13 protein-coding genes are annotated in these 15,968 nt (G+C 62.9%); 11 read left to right on the forward strand and 2 right to left on the reverse strand.

Annotated elements, in window-relative coordinates; genetic code table 11:
* Window positions 1–38 precede the first annotated feature (38 nt).
* The 7 genes from QU606_RS18920 (at window position 39) to QU606_RS18950 (ending at window position 7,865) form a co-directional block, all read left to right on the forward strand.
* The gene (locus QU606_RS18920) at window positions 39–1,175 is read left to right on the forward strand and encodes an NAD(P) transhydrogenase subunit alpha (protein ID WP_024075506.1); all 1,137 of its coding nucleotides are present in this window, start codon (window positions 39–41) and stop codon (window positions 1,173–1,175) included.
* Window positions 1,172–1,513: an NAD(P) transhydrogenase subunit alpha gene (locus QU606_RS18925; RefSeq protein ID WP_024075505.1), complete on the forward strand. Its 342-nt coding sequence runs from the start codon at window positions 1,172–1,174 to the stop codon at window positions 1,511–1,513. The genes QU606_RS18920 and QU606_RS18925 overlap by 4 nt, the downstream gene beginning before the upstream one ends.
* Window positions 1,514–1,522: 9 nt before the next feature.
* Entirely contained in the window at window positions 1,523–2,959 is a 1,437-nt protein-coding gene (locus QU606_RS18930; protein ID WP_168232683.1) for an NAD(P)(+) transhydrogenase (Re/Si-specific) subunit beta, read from the forward strand.
* A 64-nt stretch (window positions 2,960–3,023) separates the two neighbouring features.
* Complete coding sequence (gene adhP / locus QU606_RS18935) at window positions 3,024–4,058, forward strand: alcohol dehydrogenase AdhP (RefSeq protein ID WP_069076088.1); 1,035 nt, start codon at window positions 3,024–3,026, stop codon at window positions 4,056–4,058.
* A 14-nt stretch (window positions 4,059–4,072) separates the two neighbouring features.
* Window positions 4,073–5,179 (forward strand): NAD(P)H-hydrate epimerase, encoded by a 1,107-nt coding sequence (locus QU606_RS18940; protein WP_102623341.1) that lies wholly within the window; start codon window positions 4,073–4,075, stop codon window positions 5,177–5,179.
* Between the two features lie 180 nt (window positions 5,180–5,359).
* Window positions 5,360–6,058: a dienelactone hydrolase family protein gene (locus QU606_RS18945; protein ID WP_304997330.1), complete on the forward strand. Its 699-nt coding sequence runs from the start codon at window positions 5,360–5,362 to the stop codon at window positions 6,056–6,058.
* 76 nt (window positions 6,059–6,134) lie between these two features.
* Window positions 6,135–7,865 (forward strand): HAD-IIB family hydrolase, encoded by a 1,731-nt coding sequence (locus tag QU606_RS18950; RefSeq protein ID WP_304997331.1) that lies wholly within the window; start codon window positions 6,135–6,137, stop codon window positions 7,863–7,865.
* On the opposite strand, the gene QU606_RS18955 is transcribed toward QU606_RS18950, so the two are convergent.
* The gene (locus tag QU606_RS18955; protein ID WP_102623343.1) at window positions 7,843–8,412 is read right to left on the reverse strand and encodes a GNAT family N-acetyltransferase; all 570 of its coding nucleotides are present in this window, start codon (window positions 8,410–8,412) and stop codon (window positions 7,843–7,845) included. The two genes, QU606_RS18950 and QU606_RS18955, sit on opposite strands and share 23 nt — an antisense overlap.
* 232 nt (window positions 8,413–8,644) lie before the next feature.
* Between QU606_RS18955 and mgtA the strand changes: the two genes are divergently transcribed.
* On the forward strand, window positions 8,645–12,232 hold the full coding sequence (mgtA, locus tag QU606_RS18960; RefSeq protein WP_304997332.1) for a magnesium-translocating P-type ATPase: 3,588 nt from the start codon (window positions 8,645–8,647) through the stop codon (window positions 12,230–12,232).
* 11 nt (window positions 12,233–12,243) lie between these two features.
* Here mgtA and QU606_RS18965 read toward each other — a convergent pair whose 3' ends face one another.
* The gene (locus QU606_RS18965; protein WP_193690704.1) at window positions 12,244–12,741 is read right to left on the reverse strand and encodes a BCAM0308 family protein; all 498 of its coding nucleotides are present in this window, start codon (window positions 12,739–12,741) and stop codon (window positions 12,244–12,246) included.
* 223 nt (window positions 12,742–12,964) lie between these two features.
* Here QU606_RS18965 and groL point away from each other — a divergent pair, with 223 nt between their 5' ends.
* The 3 genes from groL (at window position 12,965) to QU606_RS18980 (ending at window position 15,965) form a co-directional block, all read left to right on the forward strand.
* The gene (groL, locus tag QU606_RS18970) at window positions 12,965–14,584 is read left to right on the forward strand and encodes a chaperonin GroEL (protein ID WP_304997333.1); all 1,620 of its coding nucleotides are present in this window, start codon (window positions 12,965–12,967) and stop codon (window positions 14,582–14,584) included.
* Window positions 14,585–14,676: 92 nt separating this feature from the next.
* Window positions 14,677–15,234, forward strand: coding sequence for a nitroreductase (locus tag QU606_RS18975; RefSeq protein ID WP_069076093.1), 558 nt, complete (start codon window positions 14,677–14,679; stop codon window positions 15,232–15,234).
* A gap of 191 nt (window positions 15,235–15,425) precedes the next feature.
* A complete protein-coding gene (locus tag QU606_RS18980) occupies window positions 15,426–15,965 on the forward strand; it encodes a Spy/CpxP family protein refolding chaperone (RefSeq protein WP_306661580.1) in 540 nt (179 codons plus the stop codon).
* Window positions 15,966–15,968: the final 3 nt, after the last annotated feature.

Genomic DNA, 15,968 nt, shown 5'->3' on the forward strand with positions numbered 1-15,968 from the left:
CGCCCGCAAACAGGCGGGCGCCCCCCATGGAGCGCGCGATGTACGTCAATGTGGCTGTGATGAAAGAAACCCACCCGCACGAACGGCGGGTGGCCCTGGTACCGAGCCTGTGTGCGAAGTTATGTGCATTGGGCGCCAAGCTGCATATGCAAACGGGGGCAGGGGACGCGAGCTTCCTGCCCGACGCGGCTTATACGGACGTGGTGTTCGTCTCCGGCAACGGGCAGTGGCTGCATGAGGCCGATGTGGTCCTCGCCGTGCAGGCACCTTCGCAGGAGGTGGTCGGCAAAATGAAGCCGGGCTCGCTGCTCCTGTGTTTTGTGTATGCGCAGAACAACCCGGCCCTGGTGCAACGCTTGCTGGAGCGCCAAATCACGTGTTTTGCCATGGAGCGGCTGCCGCGGACCACGCGGGCCCAGTCGATGGACGCGTTGTCCAGCCAATCGGCATTGTCGGGGTACTACGCCGTGCAACTGGGGTCGGTGCATCTGTCTCGCATACTGCCAAAGGTCACCACCGCGGCCGGCATCGTCGGGCCTGCTCGGGTTCTGGTGCTGGGCCTGGGTGTCGCGGGGCTGGAGGCCATCGCCACCGCGCATCGGTTGGGCGCGGTGGTCGAAGGGTACGACGTGCGCCCGGAAACCGCCGAGCAGGCGCGCTCCCTGGGCGCCAGTTTTGTCGACGTGGGGGTCGATGCGCGGGGCAAAGGCGGTTATGCACGGGAGTTGAGTGACGCGGAAAAACACCAGGTCGCGCTCGTGCTGACTGAGCATATCCAACGGGCAGACCTGGTGATTACCACGGCGGCCGTACCGGGGCGGCCTTCACCACGCCTGATCAGCGCCGCACAGCTCGCCGGGATGAAGCCTGGCGCCGTGATCGTCGACCTGGGCGCCGAAGGCGGGGGCAACTGCGAGGGCTGCGTCCCCGGCCAGACCGTCAAGGTCGGTCAGGTCACGCTGTTGGCGCCCTTGAACCTGCCTTCGTCCTTGAGCCAGGACGCCAGCCTGCTGTATGCGAAAAACCAGTTCAACCTTTTGGCGCTGATGTTGAAAAACAACGTCATCCACATTGATTGGGACGATCCGTTACTGGCGCAAACGGCGCTCACCCACGCCGGCAAACTCATGCCACCGCTGAGCCCGACAGATGCGCCCAAGGAGAAAACCTCATGAGCAACGTTGGTTTTATCGGCCTGTATATTTTCATGCTCGCCGCGTTTGCCGGCTGGGTCATCATTGGCCGGGTCCCGGCGATCCTGCATACACCGTTGATGTCGGGCTCGAACTTTATCCACGGCATCGTGGTGATCGGTGGCCTGATCGGCTTGCTCGACGCCGCGACACTGCCAGAGCAAGTGGCCGGGTTCGTCGCGGTGCTGCTCGGGGCGGGGAATGCAGCGGGCGGGTACGCCGTCACCGGCCGGATGCTCGCCATGTTCCAGACCAGCGCGCCGGAGCCCAAGCGGCGCAAAGCCCATCACTCCGCCACCCGCAAGGCTGAGAAAGCCTGAGGTTTGATCATGTTGATGATGACGTCGCAATGGCTGATAGGGCTGGTGTACTTCTTCGCCGCGTTTTTACTGATCTTCGGGTTGTGGCGCATGTCGTCGCCTGTCACGGCCCCCGGCGGTATCCATGTGGCCGGGTGGGGCATGGCGGGCGCGGTGATCGTGAGTTTCCTCTATGTGTTTTCCGTGAGCGAGGCGGCACGACCGCATCTGCCCACCAACATCGGCCTGGCGCTGGTGGCCTTGTTGCTGGGCGGTGGCGCTGCCTGGTGGAGTGGGCGCAAGGCGGCAATGACCGCCATGCCGCAGATGGTCGCGATCTACAACGGTATGGGCGGTGGCGCCGCCGCCGCCATCGCGGCCATGGAACTGTTCGGCGCGCGGGCGCTCGACCTGCCCACCTTGGCCGGCACATTGTTTGGCGCACTGATCGGCGCGGTTTCGCTATCGGGTTCGTTGATCGCCTGGGCCAAGCTCGATGGTCGCCTCGATAAACCCCTGCGCCTCAAGGGCCTGCAACTGATCAACGCGGCGGTGATGCTGCTGACCCTGGCTGCCGGCGCCTGGCTGATGCTCACCATGCAGGCGGCAGACGGCGTGCCTGGCCATGTGCCCTGGTTGATCGCCGGGTTCTTCGCGGGGGCGTTGCTGTTTGGCGTGTTGATGACGTTGCCCATCGGCGGTGCCGACATGCCGGTGGTGATCTCCATCTACAATGCCTTTACCGGCCTGGCGGTCGGCCTCGAAGGGTTTGTGTTGCAGGTTCCGGCCATGATGATCGCGGGCATGCTGGTGGGCGCCGCCGGTGTGTTGCTTACATTGTTGATGGCCAACGCCATGAATCGCACGGTGGCGCATGTGTTGTTTGCCCGTTTTGGTGATCAGCCCGTTCGCAAAGGCGCGGTGATCACGGGCGAGCTGAAGCCGACCGCCGCCAGTGATGCCGGGGTCGCCATGCGCTACGCCGCTAAAGTCATCATCGTGCCGGGTTATGGTTTGGCCGTCGCCCAGGGCCAGCAAAAGCTCTATGAGTTCGTGAAGCTGTTGCAGGCCCACGGTGTCCTTGTGCGTTTCGCGGTACACCCGGTGGCGGGGCGCATGCCGGGGCAAATGGACGTGTTACTGGCAGAAGCGGGGGTGCCCTACGACCTGATTTTCCAACTCGAAGACATCAATACCGACTTCCCCGACACCGATATGGTGCTGGTCATCGGCGCCAACGACGTGGTCAACCCCGCGGCACGCAATGACAAGGCATCGCCCATCTATGGCATGCCGATCCTGGACGTGGACAAGGCGCATCACGTGTATGTGGTCAAGCGCGGGGAAGGCAAGGGCTACGCGGGTATTCAGAACCCGCTGTTTTACGCAGAAAACTGCAACATGGTGTACGGCGATGCACAGGCTGTCCTGGTCAAGATGATCGAGGCAGTCAGAGGTTTGGGTTAAGGCTTTTCGGGCTGGCCGGGCACTCGCCGGGCCGGCAAACACCACTCTGGAAGAGGGTCGCGAGATGAACAGTAAGATGTTAGCCGCCGTCGTCGAGTCATTTGGACAACCATTGGTCATGCGCCAGGTGGATATTCCGGTACCGGGGCCGGGGATGATCCTGATTAAAGTGGAAGCCTGCGGGGTGTGTCACACCGACCTGCACGCGGCGCGGGGGGATTGGCCACTCAAGCCTTCCTTACCCTTTACCCCTGGACACGAGGGCATCGGCATCGTGGTGGCGCTGGGCGAAGGCGTGACGGCCGTACAGAAGGGCGAGCGCGTGGGGGTGCCATGGCTGTATTCGGCGTGCGGCCATTGCGAATACTGCCTGCAAGCCTGGGAAACCGTTTGCGCCCAGGCCGAGTTTGGCGGCTACACGCGCAACGGTGGCTTTGCCGAATACATACTGGCAGACCCTGAGTATGTGGCGCATATCCCCGCCGGCCTGACACCGTGTGAGGCCGCGCCGATCATTTGCGCCGGGGTGACCACCTACAAAGGCATCAAGGAGGCGGATGTGCGGCCGGGGCAGTGGATCGTCATTTCCGGGGTGGGCGGCCTGGGCCATCTCGCGGTTCAGTACGCCAAGGCCATGGGGCTGCGGGTGTGTGCCGTCGACATCGACGAGCGCAAGCTGGCCCATGCCACGCAACTGGGGGCTGACGCAGTGGTGAACGCCAAAGGCGCGGACCCGGTGGCCGCGGTCATTGCCGCCACCCAGGGCGGTGCCCATGGGGTGCTCATTACCGCGCCTTCGCTCGGCGCGTTCAAGCAAGGCGTCGCGATGACCCGCAAACTGGGGACCTGCGTGCTCGTCGGCTTGCCCCCTGGCGAGTTTCCCATGGCATTGTTCGACGTGGTCGCCAACTGCATTACGGTGCGCGGCTCGTTCGTCGGCAATCGCCAGGACATGGCGGAGGCGCTGGCGTTCGCCGCCGCGGGCAAGGTCAAGGCCGACATTGAACTGCAGCCGTTGTCTGCGATCAACCAGGTGTTCGAGCGCCTTGAGCATGGCGATGTCCCCGCGCGGGTGGTGATCGATTTCAGTGGCCGTTGAGAGCGTGAAAAAGCATGCATACGTTTGACAGAGATCGGCGCCAGAGCGTGTTGCTGACGGTGAGTCAGATGGCGGAAGCCGACCGGCTCTCGGTTGTCGCTGGCGTGTCGTCTTTCGCGTTGATGAGCAATGCCGGTGCGGCCGTGGCGCGCGAAATCCAGCGCCGCTGGACGCCCAGGCCGCTGGTGGTGCTCTGCGGGCCGGGCAACAACGGAGGGGATGGCTTTGTCACCGCGCATCGGCTGGCCGAGGCAGGCTGGCCGGTGACGCTGGCCATGTGGGGCGATCCATCGGCCCTGAAGGGCGAAGCCAAGCAGCACGCACAACGCTGGCAGGGCGCGGTTCACACGCTGAGCCCAGCGGTGCTCGAGGGGGCCGAACTGATCGTTGACGCGGTGTTCGGCGCCGGCCTTGCCCGCGCCCTGCAAGGGCCGGTCCTCGAGACGCTGACCGCCGCGGGCCGTGGCAATGCTCCGATTATCGCGATTGATATACCCAGCGGGGTCATGGGCGATACCGGTGAAAGCCTGGGCGCGGTCGCGGCCGTGCTGACCGTGACGTTTTTTCGCAAGAAACCGGGCCATCTGTTGCAACCTGGGCGGGCACTGTGTGGCGATGTCGTCGTTGCCGATATCGGTACCCCCGAAACGGTGCTCGACACCCTCGTCCCCCAGACCTATGAGAACCATCCCCGGTTGTGGCTGAGCGACTTGCCGCCCATCGCCACCCAGGATCGTGCCCCCCGATGCGCCGGCGTGCTGCCCCTCGACGAGGACGAATTCCGACAGAAATTCGCGTTTTCAGGCGACTCGCTGACCCGCACTCGAGCCGCTGCCCAGTCCTGCTCAAGGGTGGTGGTCCTTGAAGGTGGTGACACGGTCATTGCTGCGCCGGATGGCCAAGCCATCATCAACAGCAATACACCCTCGAACCGGGCGGGTGCCAGCGTCGTATCGCGCTCGATCATTCATGGCCTGCAGGCCCAGGGGATGCCGGCGTTGTCGGCGGCAGCGGCGGGCATGTGGCTGCACGGCGCGGCCATTGCCGAGTTCGGTCCGGGGTTCTCGGCACAAGACTGGCCGGCCGTGCTGCCCGTGCTGTTGCGTGGCCTGGTCAATTGATTTGACCCCTCGATCGGCGCGGGTTTGATTTTTATCAAGGAGCGCTTGCCAAAAAAAGGCAAGTTAGCCCGCAGCGGCTCCAGGTCGGCAGGGTGATCGACTTGATGAAAGAACAAAGATGAAGCCACGTCTGAAGTACCTTGCCCCCCCCAAAAGATTACATACGAAGGTATTCAACCAATGGCTTCTCCCGCTGGCGTTACGGTCTCTGGGCTCCAATACAGGAAGTTCAACTTTTCCGGCTTTGAGCTGGCAGGTGATTTGCGATTGCCGCCAGGCACCGAGCGCCTGGTCATTCTGGTGCATGGGAGCGGCGGGGGCCATTCCAACCCGCGCAACCACTATATTGCGGAGTACCTGGCTCGCCACGGCATGGGGACCTTGATGCTCGACCTGCTGACGCGGACCGAGCAACGCTGGGATAACCTGACCGGCGTGCTGCGCTTCGACATTTACTTGCTCGCCGATCGACTGACCAGGGTCATCGAGGCGATTGCCCACGATGCCGAGTTACGCCCGCTCGCCCTGGGGTTGTTCGGCGCCAGTACGGCCGCGGCCGCCGTCTTGGTCGCCGCCACCCGTGCGGCCACGGTCCAGGCGGTCGTCAGCCGAGGAGGGCGCACCGATCTCGCGGCGCAGGTGTTGCGCCGGGTCAGGGCGCCCACCTTGCAAGTGGTCGGCGCGCAGGACCCGGTGACCCTGCACGTGAATGAACAGACCTGCCGGGCGTTGCACTGCACGCAACACCTGGAGGTCGTGAAAGGGGCCACCCATCTGTTCAAAGAACCAGGCGCCCTGGCGGACGTGGCGAGGTTGACCGGCAATTGGTTTGAAAAGTACCTGCACCCGGACCCTTGCCCACCCCTCCATAGGCCCTGAACGTGAAGTTCGCGCCCTGAGCGATGGCCCACCAATCGGCCGGTTTTCGTCGAGGTCAACCCCTCAAGGAGCACCCATGCACTTCTTAGCCTTGGCGGTCGACTATGACGGCACTATTGCCGAAAACGGCAGCGTCCCACCGGAAGTCTGTGCCTCGCTCGCCGCCCTGAAACACAGCGGTCGCAAGCTGCTGTTGATTACCGGCCGCGAGTTGCAAGCGCTCAAGCACCATTTTGCGCAACTGTCGCTGTTCGACCTGGTCGTCGCGGAAAATGGCGCGCTCTTGTATGACCCCACTACCGATACCGAGGAACTCATCGCAGATCCCGCCTCGACCGAACTGGTGGGGCGCCTGCGCGAAAAGGGGGTGTCGCCCTTGTCCGTCGGCCGGTCCGTGGTCGCCACCTGGCACCCGTTCGAAGAGGCGGTGATCAGTACCATCCGCGAGCTTGGCCTGGAGCTGCAGATCAGTTTCAACAAGGATGCGATCATGATCTTGCCGTCCTGTGTGAACAAAGCCTCGGGCCTGAGTGCCGCGTTGTCGAGGCTGGGGATCTGCGAGCTGAACGTGGTGGGGGTGGGCGATGCTGAAAATGACCACGCGTTTCTGGCACTCTGCGGCTGTGCGGCGGCGGTGAGCAATGCCATTGAATCGATCAAGGCCCGCGCTGATATCTGCCTGACACAGGATCATGGTCGGGGTGTCTGCGAGCTGATAGAAAGGCTGCTGCAACAAGACGCGGCGCTGGGCAAGATCGAACGCATCGGCTTGCAGTTGGGCCAGACCGACGATGAGCGTCCGGTCTGGCTACCGCCAGGCTCGGTGTTGCTGATCATTGGTAATTCGGGTTCCGGCAAATCGAGCTACGTGACCTGGCTGACAGAACGCATGGTCCAGGCGCGCCAGGATTTCTGCATCATCGATCCCGAGGGCGATTACCTGTGCCTGGAGGACGCGGTTACCGTGGGCGGCCTCACCACGCCCCCCACGACAGAAGAATCACTGCGCCTTCTGTTACAGGCCAGGCTCAACGTAGTAGTGAGCACGCTCGCCCTGGACCCGCCCGCCCGGGTGCAACTGTTTGGCGAACTGCTGCCGTTTATCCAGCGTCTACGGAGCACATCCGGTCGACCCTACTGGCTGATAGTGGACGAAGCCCACTACATGCTGCCTCAGCGCGCGGTGTGGCCCTTGGGGTTTCTCGCCAATATGGGGGCGATCATCGTGGCCCTGGACTTCGACCAAGTCTGCCCGGCGTTGCTCGAAGGGGTGGATATGCTGGTGACCCTGGGCAGCACCGCGAGGGAATTGGTCCAACGCTTCGCCCATCACACGCAGCGAACGTGCCCCGCGTTCCCGGCACACCCACCGGGGCTTGAACCGGTATGCCTCTGGGACCTTCATCATGGTGAAGCGGTTGTGCTTCTGGAGCAGTTGCAGCCGCATCAAAAGCATCACCGCCACAGCGGCAAATACGCTGCCGGCAATGTCGGCGCATGGCGCGCGTTTTACTTTCCCGCGCTGGGCAAGCACGCGTCCAACCTGACGGAGTTTCTATCCGCGCTAGCGCAGCTGGACGCTCGGGCGTTTGGCGAACATCGAAGGGCCGGGGATTTTTCCAACTGGTTCCGCGAGGTGATTCGCGACGATGTCCTGGCCAACAAAACCCGCCTGATTGAAAACGACGACGCGGTATCCATCCCGGTGGCGTTGGAACAGATCAGCCGCCTCGTGCAATCGCGCTACCACCTTGAGCAGGTTGATGCGCCGGGAGCCGCCCCGGTCACAGCGCCAACTCATGAATAATGCGATCGAAATCACGCCCCTGGTACACCGAGGTAAACCCCGACTGCTTATACAAACCATGAATCGGGTAATCGGTCGATAAATCCGTCGAGCGCATCACGCTGAAGCCGTTACGCCTGGCCGCATCAATCAGGTGCCCCAGCAATAAATGCCCCAGCCCCTTGCGTAGCCAGGGGTCGGCGACGGCGACCGCGCATTCGCAGCAGTCGTCTCTATCCATGGCTTGCCTGTAGCGGCTGACGCCAATGACCTGCAATTCGCCGTCATGGTGGATCAAGGCGAGATAACCTCGGCTGATATCCCCCGGGACGCTCAGCAGCGAGTCGATGATGCGCTCGTCGACATGGGTCACCGCCCCCAGGAAACGGAAGCGCAGTGACAGCGGCGACAAACGCTGGAAGAAGCGCAGCAGGCGTGCGTGATCGTCGGTCGACAGCGGACGGATCAGCACATGCGTTCCGTCGCGCAGTTTCTCCAGCCAGTGCTCTTCGGGTGACGCTTGATCCATCTCGGCGATGAGCGCGGCAGTGTGCGGGTTGGTCAGCATGGGGGGCTCCAGTGCAGGGCAGGTAGTGAAGTCGGTGGCCTCGCGGAACGACCTGCATCACAGTGCGGCTTCGGCAGCGCGGGCTTATTGATTAAAGTCACAAAGCCCGGCGCAAAGGGCCCGGCCATCCCGATAGCGGCACGGTCAATCCGGGGTGTTTGACCTGAATCAAACGCACGTCTGGTCGCCGCGGCAGAATCGGACACTCCGCTGGTTCGATCCGGGGCACGGCATGTCTGTCAAACCGTCCATTCCAGGCGTCACCCATCCCCCTGCGCGTGAAGAAAAACAGCCTTACAGCCGCTCTGCGCTGTGGCTGACCTGGCTGCTGGGCGCGGCGATGTTTGCGACCGTGGTCGGCGTGGCGTTGCAGTTCACCGACGTTGAATCCTTCACCCAGTTACTGACCCAGGCCGAACCGTTGTGGCTGCTGGCTGCGCTGGTTTTGCAAGCCTTGACGTATATGGCGCAGGGGCAGGTGTTTCGGCTGGTGCTCAAGGCCGGGGCACACCGGCTGTCGCTGTGGGACGCGGGCAGGCTCAGCCTGATGAAGCTGTTTGTCGATCAAGCCCTGCCGTCCTCCGGTATCAGTGGCGCCTTTGCGGTGGTGGCGTCGTTTGTGCGCCTGGGGTTTGCCAAACCGGTGGTGCTGGCCAGCCTGGTGCTGGATTTATCCGGCTATTTCCTCGCGTATGCGCTGTCGGTCGGCGTGGCGTTGCCGGTGGTGATCTTGCAGGGGCATGCGACACCCACGGTGATGACGACGTGCCTGGTGTTTGTCGCCGTCAGCCTGGTATTGGCCGTCGTTACGCCCAGGCTGGCCGGTAGTACTCACCTGGCGGCGCGTTTACCGGGGCAACGCTTTGCGATGGTTGCCAGGATCGTTTCATTGCTCACGGGCGCCGACCGCCAGTTGGTGCGCAGCCGAGGGTTGCTGTGGCGCATCACCGTGCTGGAGCTGGCAATCATCCTGTTGGACAGCGCCACCTTGTGGGTTCTGGTGCGTGCGCTGGGGGTGTCCGCACCGCCGTTGGGGTTGTTTGCCGGATTTATGCTTGCCAGTGTGCTGCGCAGTATCGGCATTGTGCCGGGCGGTCTTGGCGCGTTCGAAGCCGCGGCGGTGGTGACGCTGCATTGGGTGGGGGTGAATGTTGCCGTGGCGCTGTCCGCCACCTTGTTATTCCGGGGCCTGACCTTCTGGTTACCGATGTTGCCGGGCCTCTGGCTGGCCCATCGGGAATGGCAGTCCTCCGCCAGGCAACCCGTGCACTTGGTCGACGCCGATTACTGGAGCCCAGCGCTCAGCCAGGTATTGAGCAGCCTGCGCAGCACGCCCCAGGGCTTGAGCCATGCCCAGGCCCGCGCCCGCCTGCGCAGGGCCCCGCCCCAGGCCAAGGACCGCCCGCAAGGCCTGGGCAGGCTGGTGCTGGAGCAAATGCGCACGCCCTTGGTGTTGATTCTGATGGTGGGTGCGCTGGTGGCCGTGGTGGTGGGGGACTGGCTGGATGCGGCGATTGTTGGCTGCATTGTGCTGATCAGCGCGGTACTCAGCGCCTGGTATGAAAGCCGCGCCAGCCACGCGGTGGAACAACTGCGCAGCAAGATCGCGCTACGCGCCACGGTGCGGCGCGCGGGCAAACCCGTGGACGTTGCCGCCAGCGAGGTGGTGCCAGGGGATATTCTGCTGCTCAGCGCGGGCAGCCTGATCGCGGCGGACGGGCGAATCTTGCAGGCACTCGACTGTTTTATCGGCGAAAGCCTGCTGACGGGCGAAACCTTCCCGGTGGAAAAACTGGCGGGGGACTGCGCGCCGGATGCCACCTTGGGGCAGCGCCACAATTGCGTGTTCATGGGCACCTCGGTGCGCAGCGGTACCGCCGAGGTACTCGTCACGCGCTATGCCGCGCAGAGTGAAATCGGCCGTATCGCCAAGACCCTGGCGCTGCGCCCGCCCGAGACCGAGTTCGAGCGCGGCCTGCGACGCTTCGGCGGCCTGCTGTTGCGGGTGATGCTGGTGATCACCATCGTGGTGTTCGGCATCAATATCCTGCTGCACCGTCCGACCCTCGACACCCTGTTGTTTGCGATTGCGTTATCCATCGGCCTGTCACCGGAACTGTTGCCGGCGATCCTGAGCATTACGCTGGCCAAGGGCGCGCAGCGCATGGCGGCCAAGGGCGTGATCGTGCGTCACCTCAATGCCATTGAAAACCTTGGCGCAATGGACATCCTGTGTACCGACAAGACCGGCACCTTGACCCGCGGTGTCGTGGTGCTGGACGGCGCCATGGATGTCGAGGGCCAGCCCGCCACCCCTGTGCTGCAATTGGCGGTGTTCAACGCCAGCCTGCAGACCGGCATGCGCAACGCGATGGACGAGGCCATTACCCTGGCCGGTAAAACCCTGGCGCCGTGCCCCGCGGCCAGCAAGCTCGATGAAGTGCCGTATGACTTCGTGCGCAAGCGCCTGAGCGTGGTGGTCGCCCATGCACCTGAGGCCGAGCGGTTGGTGGTGACCAAGGGCGCGCTGGATAACGTGCTCGAAGTCTGCACCCAGGTGCGTCACGGCGCGCAGGACCTGGCGCTGACCGAGGCCGAACGGGCGACGATCGCCCAGCGCTTCGCGGCGTGGAGCGAGCAGGGGTTCCGGGTGCTGGGCCTGGCCACGCGGGCCGTGCCGGACCAGCCGCACTATGGCCGGGAGGTGGAAACCGAGATGACCTTTCGCGGCTTTCTGTTGTTCTTCGACCCGCCGGAGCCGGGGGTCAAGGACACCCTCGCCAGCCTCGACAGGCTGGGGGTGCAGGTCAAGATCATCAGCGGCGACAGTCATCTGGTCGCCCGGCATGTGGCCACGGCAGTGGGCCTGCCGGTGGAACGCATCATCACCGGCGCCGAACTGTCCAGCATGAAGGACGAAGCGTTGATGCACCTGGCGCCGCTGACCATGCTCTTTGCCGAGGTCGACCCCAACCAGAAGGAACGCATCATCCGCGCCCTGCAAAAGACCGGGCATGTGGTCGGCTATATGGGCGATGGCATCAATGATGCGCCGGCACTGCAAGTGGCCGACATCGGCATTTCCGTGGACAACGCCGCCGACGTGGCCAAGCAAGCCGCCGACTTTGTGTTGCTGGAGCACAACCTCGACGTATTGCGCGAAGGCATCGAGGAGGGCCGGCATACCTTTGCCAATACCTTGAAGTACATCTCGATCGTCTCCAGCGCCAACTTCGGCAACATGATCAGCATGGCCCTGGCATCCCTGGTATTGCCGTTCCTGCCGATGCTGGCCAAGCAAATACTGCTCAACAACTTCCTGTCCGATATTCCGTCCATGGGCATCGCCAGCGACAACGTTGACCGTGAATGGGAAAGCACCCCGCACCGCTGGAACATCAGCGAGATCCGCAGCTTCATGGTGGTGTTCGGGCTGGTCAGCTCGCTGTTCGATGTCCTCACCTTCGTGGCCCTGTACCTGATGGCGCAGAAGGGCCCCGAGATATTTCGCAGTGGCTGGTTCGTGGAGTCGCTGCTGACCCAACTGCTGACCATATTCATCGTGCGCACCTACAGGCCGTTCTACCAAAGCCGCCCGGCGCCCCTGCTGCTGGGCAGCGCCGCGGCCATCGGCCTGCTGGCTGTCGGGTTGCCCTACAGCCCGATAGCGCCGTGGTTCGGGCTGGTGCCTTTGCCACTGCCGATCCTGCTGACAGTGCTGGCAATCAGCCTGGTCTACATGGGCGCGGCTGAGTGGGTCAAGCGGCTGTTTTACCATCGCCAGCGGTTGAGTCGCGCTCGCGATACGGCGTTGCGTTAACCGCGTCGGGACTATTCATTGCGTGTCCACGTAACACTCAGGCCGTACTGAGTGTCGCCGTAGCGATATTGGGCCTTGCCTTTGAACGCGGCCTCCAGCGCATGCCCCAGGCGATTCGCGAGATGAATCCCGGTGGTGGTCACCACCAGGTCGTCCTCACTATCCGTCAGGTGGATGATGCGCTCCAGCGCGTGCTCCGTTGCTTCCATTTTTTCGGTGTTTTTGATCAGGTGGATGATTTCGTCATAGTGCTTTCGCAAGAAGCTGCCCGACAGCGTCACAGTGCCGGCGGGGGCATTCTCCGCAATGCGGCGGCAGGCAGGGCAGGTCACGGATTGCGCGTTGTGGACCCCGGTATTTTCAGCTCGGTTCCAATGCCAGTTACCGGCTTCATACACCGCGTCGCACTGCGGGCACATAGCCGTCCCTTCAATCCGCTGCAGGCAATAGGGATCATGGGCCTGGGTTTTGAACAGTTTGTTTTTCTGACTCTGCTGATATTTGTCCATGGCGTTTCTCCTGGCGCATCGAGGAAAAAGTAATGAAGGCCGCGTGGATTTCACGGGTTGATTTGGACGCTGTTTGCCATCGAGCGCGTTGATTTTTATCAACTCGGTGAGCGCTTCGCGACCCGTGTCGGCAAGGCGTGTGACTTTGTTGATAAAAGTCAACCTGGTTGCCGGCGCTTCAGACAAGCATGCAGGCTCCGTCGACATGAGAGGAGACCCCCTGATGGCTCACAGTAAAATCGTGTTTCGCGCGCCTGCTCGCGAAAAAATCCTCAGTGGTGCCACCCAACTGGCGGACGCGGTGCGCGTAACGCTGGGGCCGAAGTCCAAGTCGGTGTTGATGCAGAATAAATGGGGAAACCCGACGGTCTGCAATGATGGGGTCACGATCGCCAAGCGCGTTGACCTGCAAGACCCCGAGGAGAACCTCGGCGCGCAGATGCTGCGCCAGGCCGCGGAGCGCACGGGTGAGGCGGTCGGCGACGGGACCAGCACGTCAACGGTGCTGGCCCATGCCATCCTGGCCGATGGCATCCGCAACGTGGTGGCCGGGGCCAGCGCGATCGATCTCAAGCGCGGCCTGGACCGTGGCCTGTTGCTGGTCGTGGAATCACTTGCCGCGCAGTCTCGCCCTGTCAGTACGCCCAAGGAGAAGGCCCAGGTCGCGACGCTGTCAGCCCATAACGATCCCGTCATCGGGCAACTGGTGGCTGACGCCCTGGAAAAGGTCGGGGTCGAGGGCGTGGTCAGCGTCGAAGAGTCCAAGACCACCGAAACGGTGGTCGAGGTCATGGAAGGCATGCGCTTTGATCGGGGGTATGTCTCGCCGTATTTCGTCACCGACACCGAAAAGATGCAGGTCGAACTCGAAGATGCCTGCCTGCTGCTCTGTGACCACAAGATCGGCGTACTCAAAGACTTGCTGCCGTTGTTGGAACAGGTCGCCAAAAGCGGTCAGCCCCTGGTATTGATCGCCGATGACATCGAAGGTGAAGCCCTGACCACCCTGGTCGTCAACCACATTCGCGGCGTGCTTAAAGCCGTGGCGATCAAGGCCCCTGGCTTTGGCGATCGACGCAAGGACATGCTGCAGGACATGGCCGTATTGACGGGCGCCACGGTGATCTCCAACGAACTGGGGATCAGCCTCGAGCAGGTCCAACTGCAACAGTTGGGCCGCGCGCATCGGATTGTGGTCTCGAAGGACAGCACCGCGCTGATCGGCGGCGCCGGTACCCGCAAAGCCATCGACGCACGCCTGCAACAGATTCGCGGGCAAATGGCGGCGACCAGCAGCGAATATGACCGTGAAAAGCTGCAGGAGCGGCTGGCCAGGCTATCCGGCGGCGTCGCGGTGATCCGCGTCGGCGCGCCGTCCGAGGCTGAAATGAAAGCGCGCAAGGACGCCCTGGACGATGCGATTTCGGCGACCCGCGCAGCCATCACCGAAGGGATTGTCCCCGGCGGCGGCCTCGCGCTGCTCAAGGCCGTGCCGCTGATCGCCGCCGATGAAACCCAGGTGGAGGGCGATGTGCGCACCGGCCTGCAGATACTGCGCCGGGCGTTGGAAGCGCCGGCGCGGCGCATTGCGGAAAACTCGGCGCTAGACGCCGGCGTGGTCGTTGCGCGCATGCTGGCGGAGCCGGGAAACATTGGTTTTGATGCCTCCGCCAATGCGTATGTCGACATGTACGAAGCCGGCATTATCGACCCGACCAAAGTCGTGCGTATTGCCTTGGAGAACGCGGTGTCAGTGGCCAGTATCCTGCTGCTGACCGAGGCCACCATCACCGATATCCCAGAAAAAGAAGCGCCAGCCCAACCGTCGTTCCCGGACGCTTGAACGCCGGGGCGCGCCTGGTTTTTTATTCGAGTCACCCGAGCGTTCGTCCAGGCGGACACCGTGGTGAACCCCCCTCATGGAGGCCCGCACACATGAACCTGACCAAAGCCATTGCCGGCCGGCGCTCGACACGTGACTACACGACAGAAGCCGTCGATGAAAAACTCATTCTTCGTTTGATCGACGCCGCCGTCCAGGCGCCCAGCTCGATGAACCAACAACCCTGGACGTTCACGGTGATCCGTGACCAGGCGCTGCTGGAGCGGATTTCCCAGGAAGCCAAGGCCTGGGTGCTTGCCACGACTCCGGTGGGAGAGCACTCCAGTCACTTCCAAACGTTGCTCAGTGATGAAGACTTTCAGCTTTTCTACCACGCACCGGTATTGATACTGATCTCCGGTAACGAGCCCAACCAGTGTATTGAAAACTGCGCCCTGGCTGCCGAGAACCTGATGCTGGCGGCTTATGCCGAGGGGCTTGGAACCTGTTGGATCGGTTTCGCCCAGGGCTATCTGAATACGCCGCAGGGTAAGCACGCATTGGGGCTTCCCGCCGAATGGACGCCTGTGGCCCCAATCATCGTCGGTCATCCAAAGTCTGCGCCCGCGCCTATCGCGCACAAGGCGCCGTCCATTCACTGGATAGGCTGATCAGAGGGCGGCAGCCACGGTCGATCCTGCGTCGGGTTTGTCTATGGGTTTTCTGATGTGGATCAGCTCCGTTGCCAGGGCGGCTCCTATGCTTGAAATGCCCCATAACGTCGAGATGAACTGAAATGAACAGACCGCGCTTGATTGGCCAGTGTTTGTTGATCACGGCAAGCATTCTGCTGTTACCGTCCATGAGCGTCTTCGCCAACCCGGTGATGCCGGGCCCCGGTCCTGGTCCGATGTTTCATCACGCCGCCGGTTTCGATTGGGTCAAGCACACGCAGCGGACCCTGGACGACCTCAAGGGCAAGCTGATGCTCAAGCCGGAACAAATGCCCGCGTGGGAAACCTGGGCATCGGGCGTCATCACCGATGCCAATCAGCAAGCCGACAAGGGCAGGGCCGCCGACAGTGACCAAGCGCCGGCCAGGCAGGCTTCGAACAATCAAACGACGCCTGAACGGATGGCAAACGGCATCGAGCGCCTGCGTGTGCAAACCAACTGGATGCAGGCGCAATTGGTGCGCCTGGATGCCGCCCAGGCTCGGACCCAGACCTTTTATGACGCCTTGGACGCGCAGCAAAAAACCATTTTCGACCTGTTCTGGCGCGTGATGCACCGCAGAATGGCCGGTCAGGCTGCGTGGCAGATGCCCATGCACATGCCCATGCAGATGTCATGGCCGACAACCAACGACATGCCCTGCCAGATAAGCCAGCCCCTAGAGTAATGC

The sequence above is a fragment of the Pseudomonas sp. OVF7 genome, from assembly GCF_030644265.1.
Classification (GTDB): Bacteria; Pseudomonadota; Gammaproteobacteria; order Pseudomonadales; family Pseudomonadaceae; genus Aquipseudomonas; species Aquipseudomonas gorinensis.

Bases quoted from the DNA above. Each gene is read 5' to 3' on its own strand.
- QU606_RS18920 (WP_024075506.1), top strand. From the start codon at position 39: ATGTACGTCAATGTGGCTGTGATGAAAGAAACCCACCCGCACGAACGG.
- QU606_RS18925 (WP_024075505.1), top strand. From the start codon at position 1,172: ATGAGCAACGTTGGTTTTATCGGCCTGTATATTTTCATGCTCGCCGCG.
- QU606_RS18930 (WP_168232683.1), top strand. From the start codon at position 1,523: ATGTTGATGATGACGTCGCAATGGCTGATAGGGCTGGTGTACTTCTTC.
- adhP (WP_069076088.1), top strand. From the start codon at position 3,024: ATGAACAGTAAGATGTTAGCCGCCGTCGTCGAGTCATTTGGACAACCA.
- QU606_RS18940 (WP_102623341.1), top strand. From the start codon at position 4,073: ATGCATACGTTTGACAGAGATCGGCGCCAGAGCGTGTTGCTGACGGTG.
- QU606_RS18945 (WP_304997330.1), top strand. From the start codon at position 5,360: ATGGCTTCTCCCGCTGGCGTTACGGTCTCTGGGCTCCAATACAGGAAG.
- QU606_RS18950 (WP_304997331.1), top strand. From the start codon at position 6,135: ATGCACTTCTTAGCCTTGGCGGTCGACTATGACGGCACTATTGCCGAA.
- QU606_RS18955 (WP_102623343.1), bottom strand. From the start codon at position 8,412: ATGCTGACCAACCCGCACACTGCCGCGCTCATCGCCGAGATGGATCAA.
- mgtA (WP_304997332.1), top strand. From the start codon at position 8,645: ATGTCTGTCAAACCGTCCATTCCAGGCGTCACCCATCCCCCTGCGCGT.
- QU606_RS18965 (WP_193690704.1), bottom strand. From the start codon at position 12,741: ATGGACAAATATCAGCAGAGTCAGAAAAACAAACTGTTCAAAACCCAG.
- groL (WP_304997333.1), top strand. From the start codon at position 12,965: ATGGCTCACAGTAAAATCGTGTTTCGCGCGCCTGCTCGCGAAAAAATC.
- QU606_RS18975 (WP_069076093.1), top strand. From the start codon at position 14,677: ATGAACCTGACCAAAGCCATTGCCGGCCGGCGCTCGACACGTGACTAC.
- QU606_RS18980 (WP_306661580.1), top strand. From the start codon at position 15,426: ATGAGCGTCTTCGCCAACCCGGTGATGCCGGGCCCCGGTCCTGGTCCG.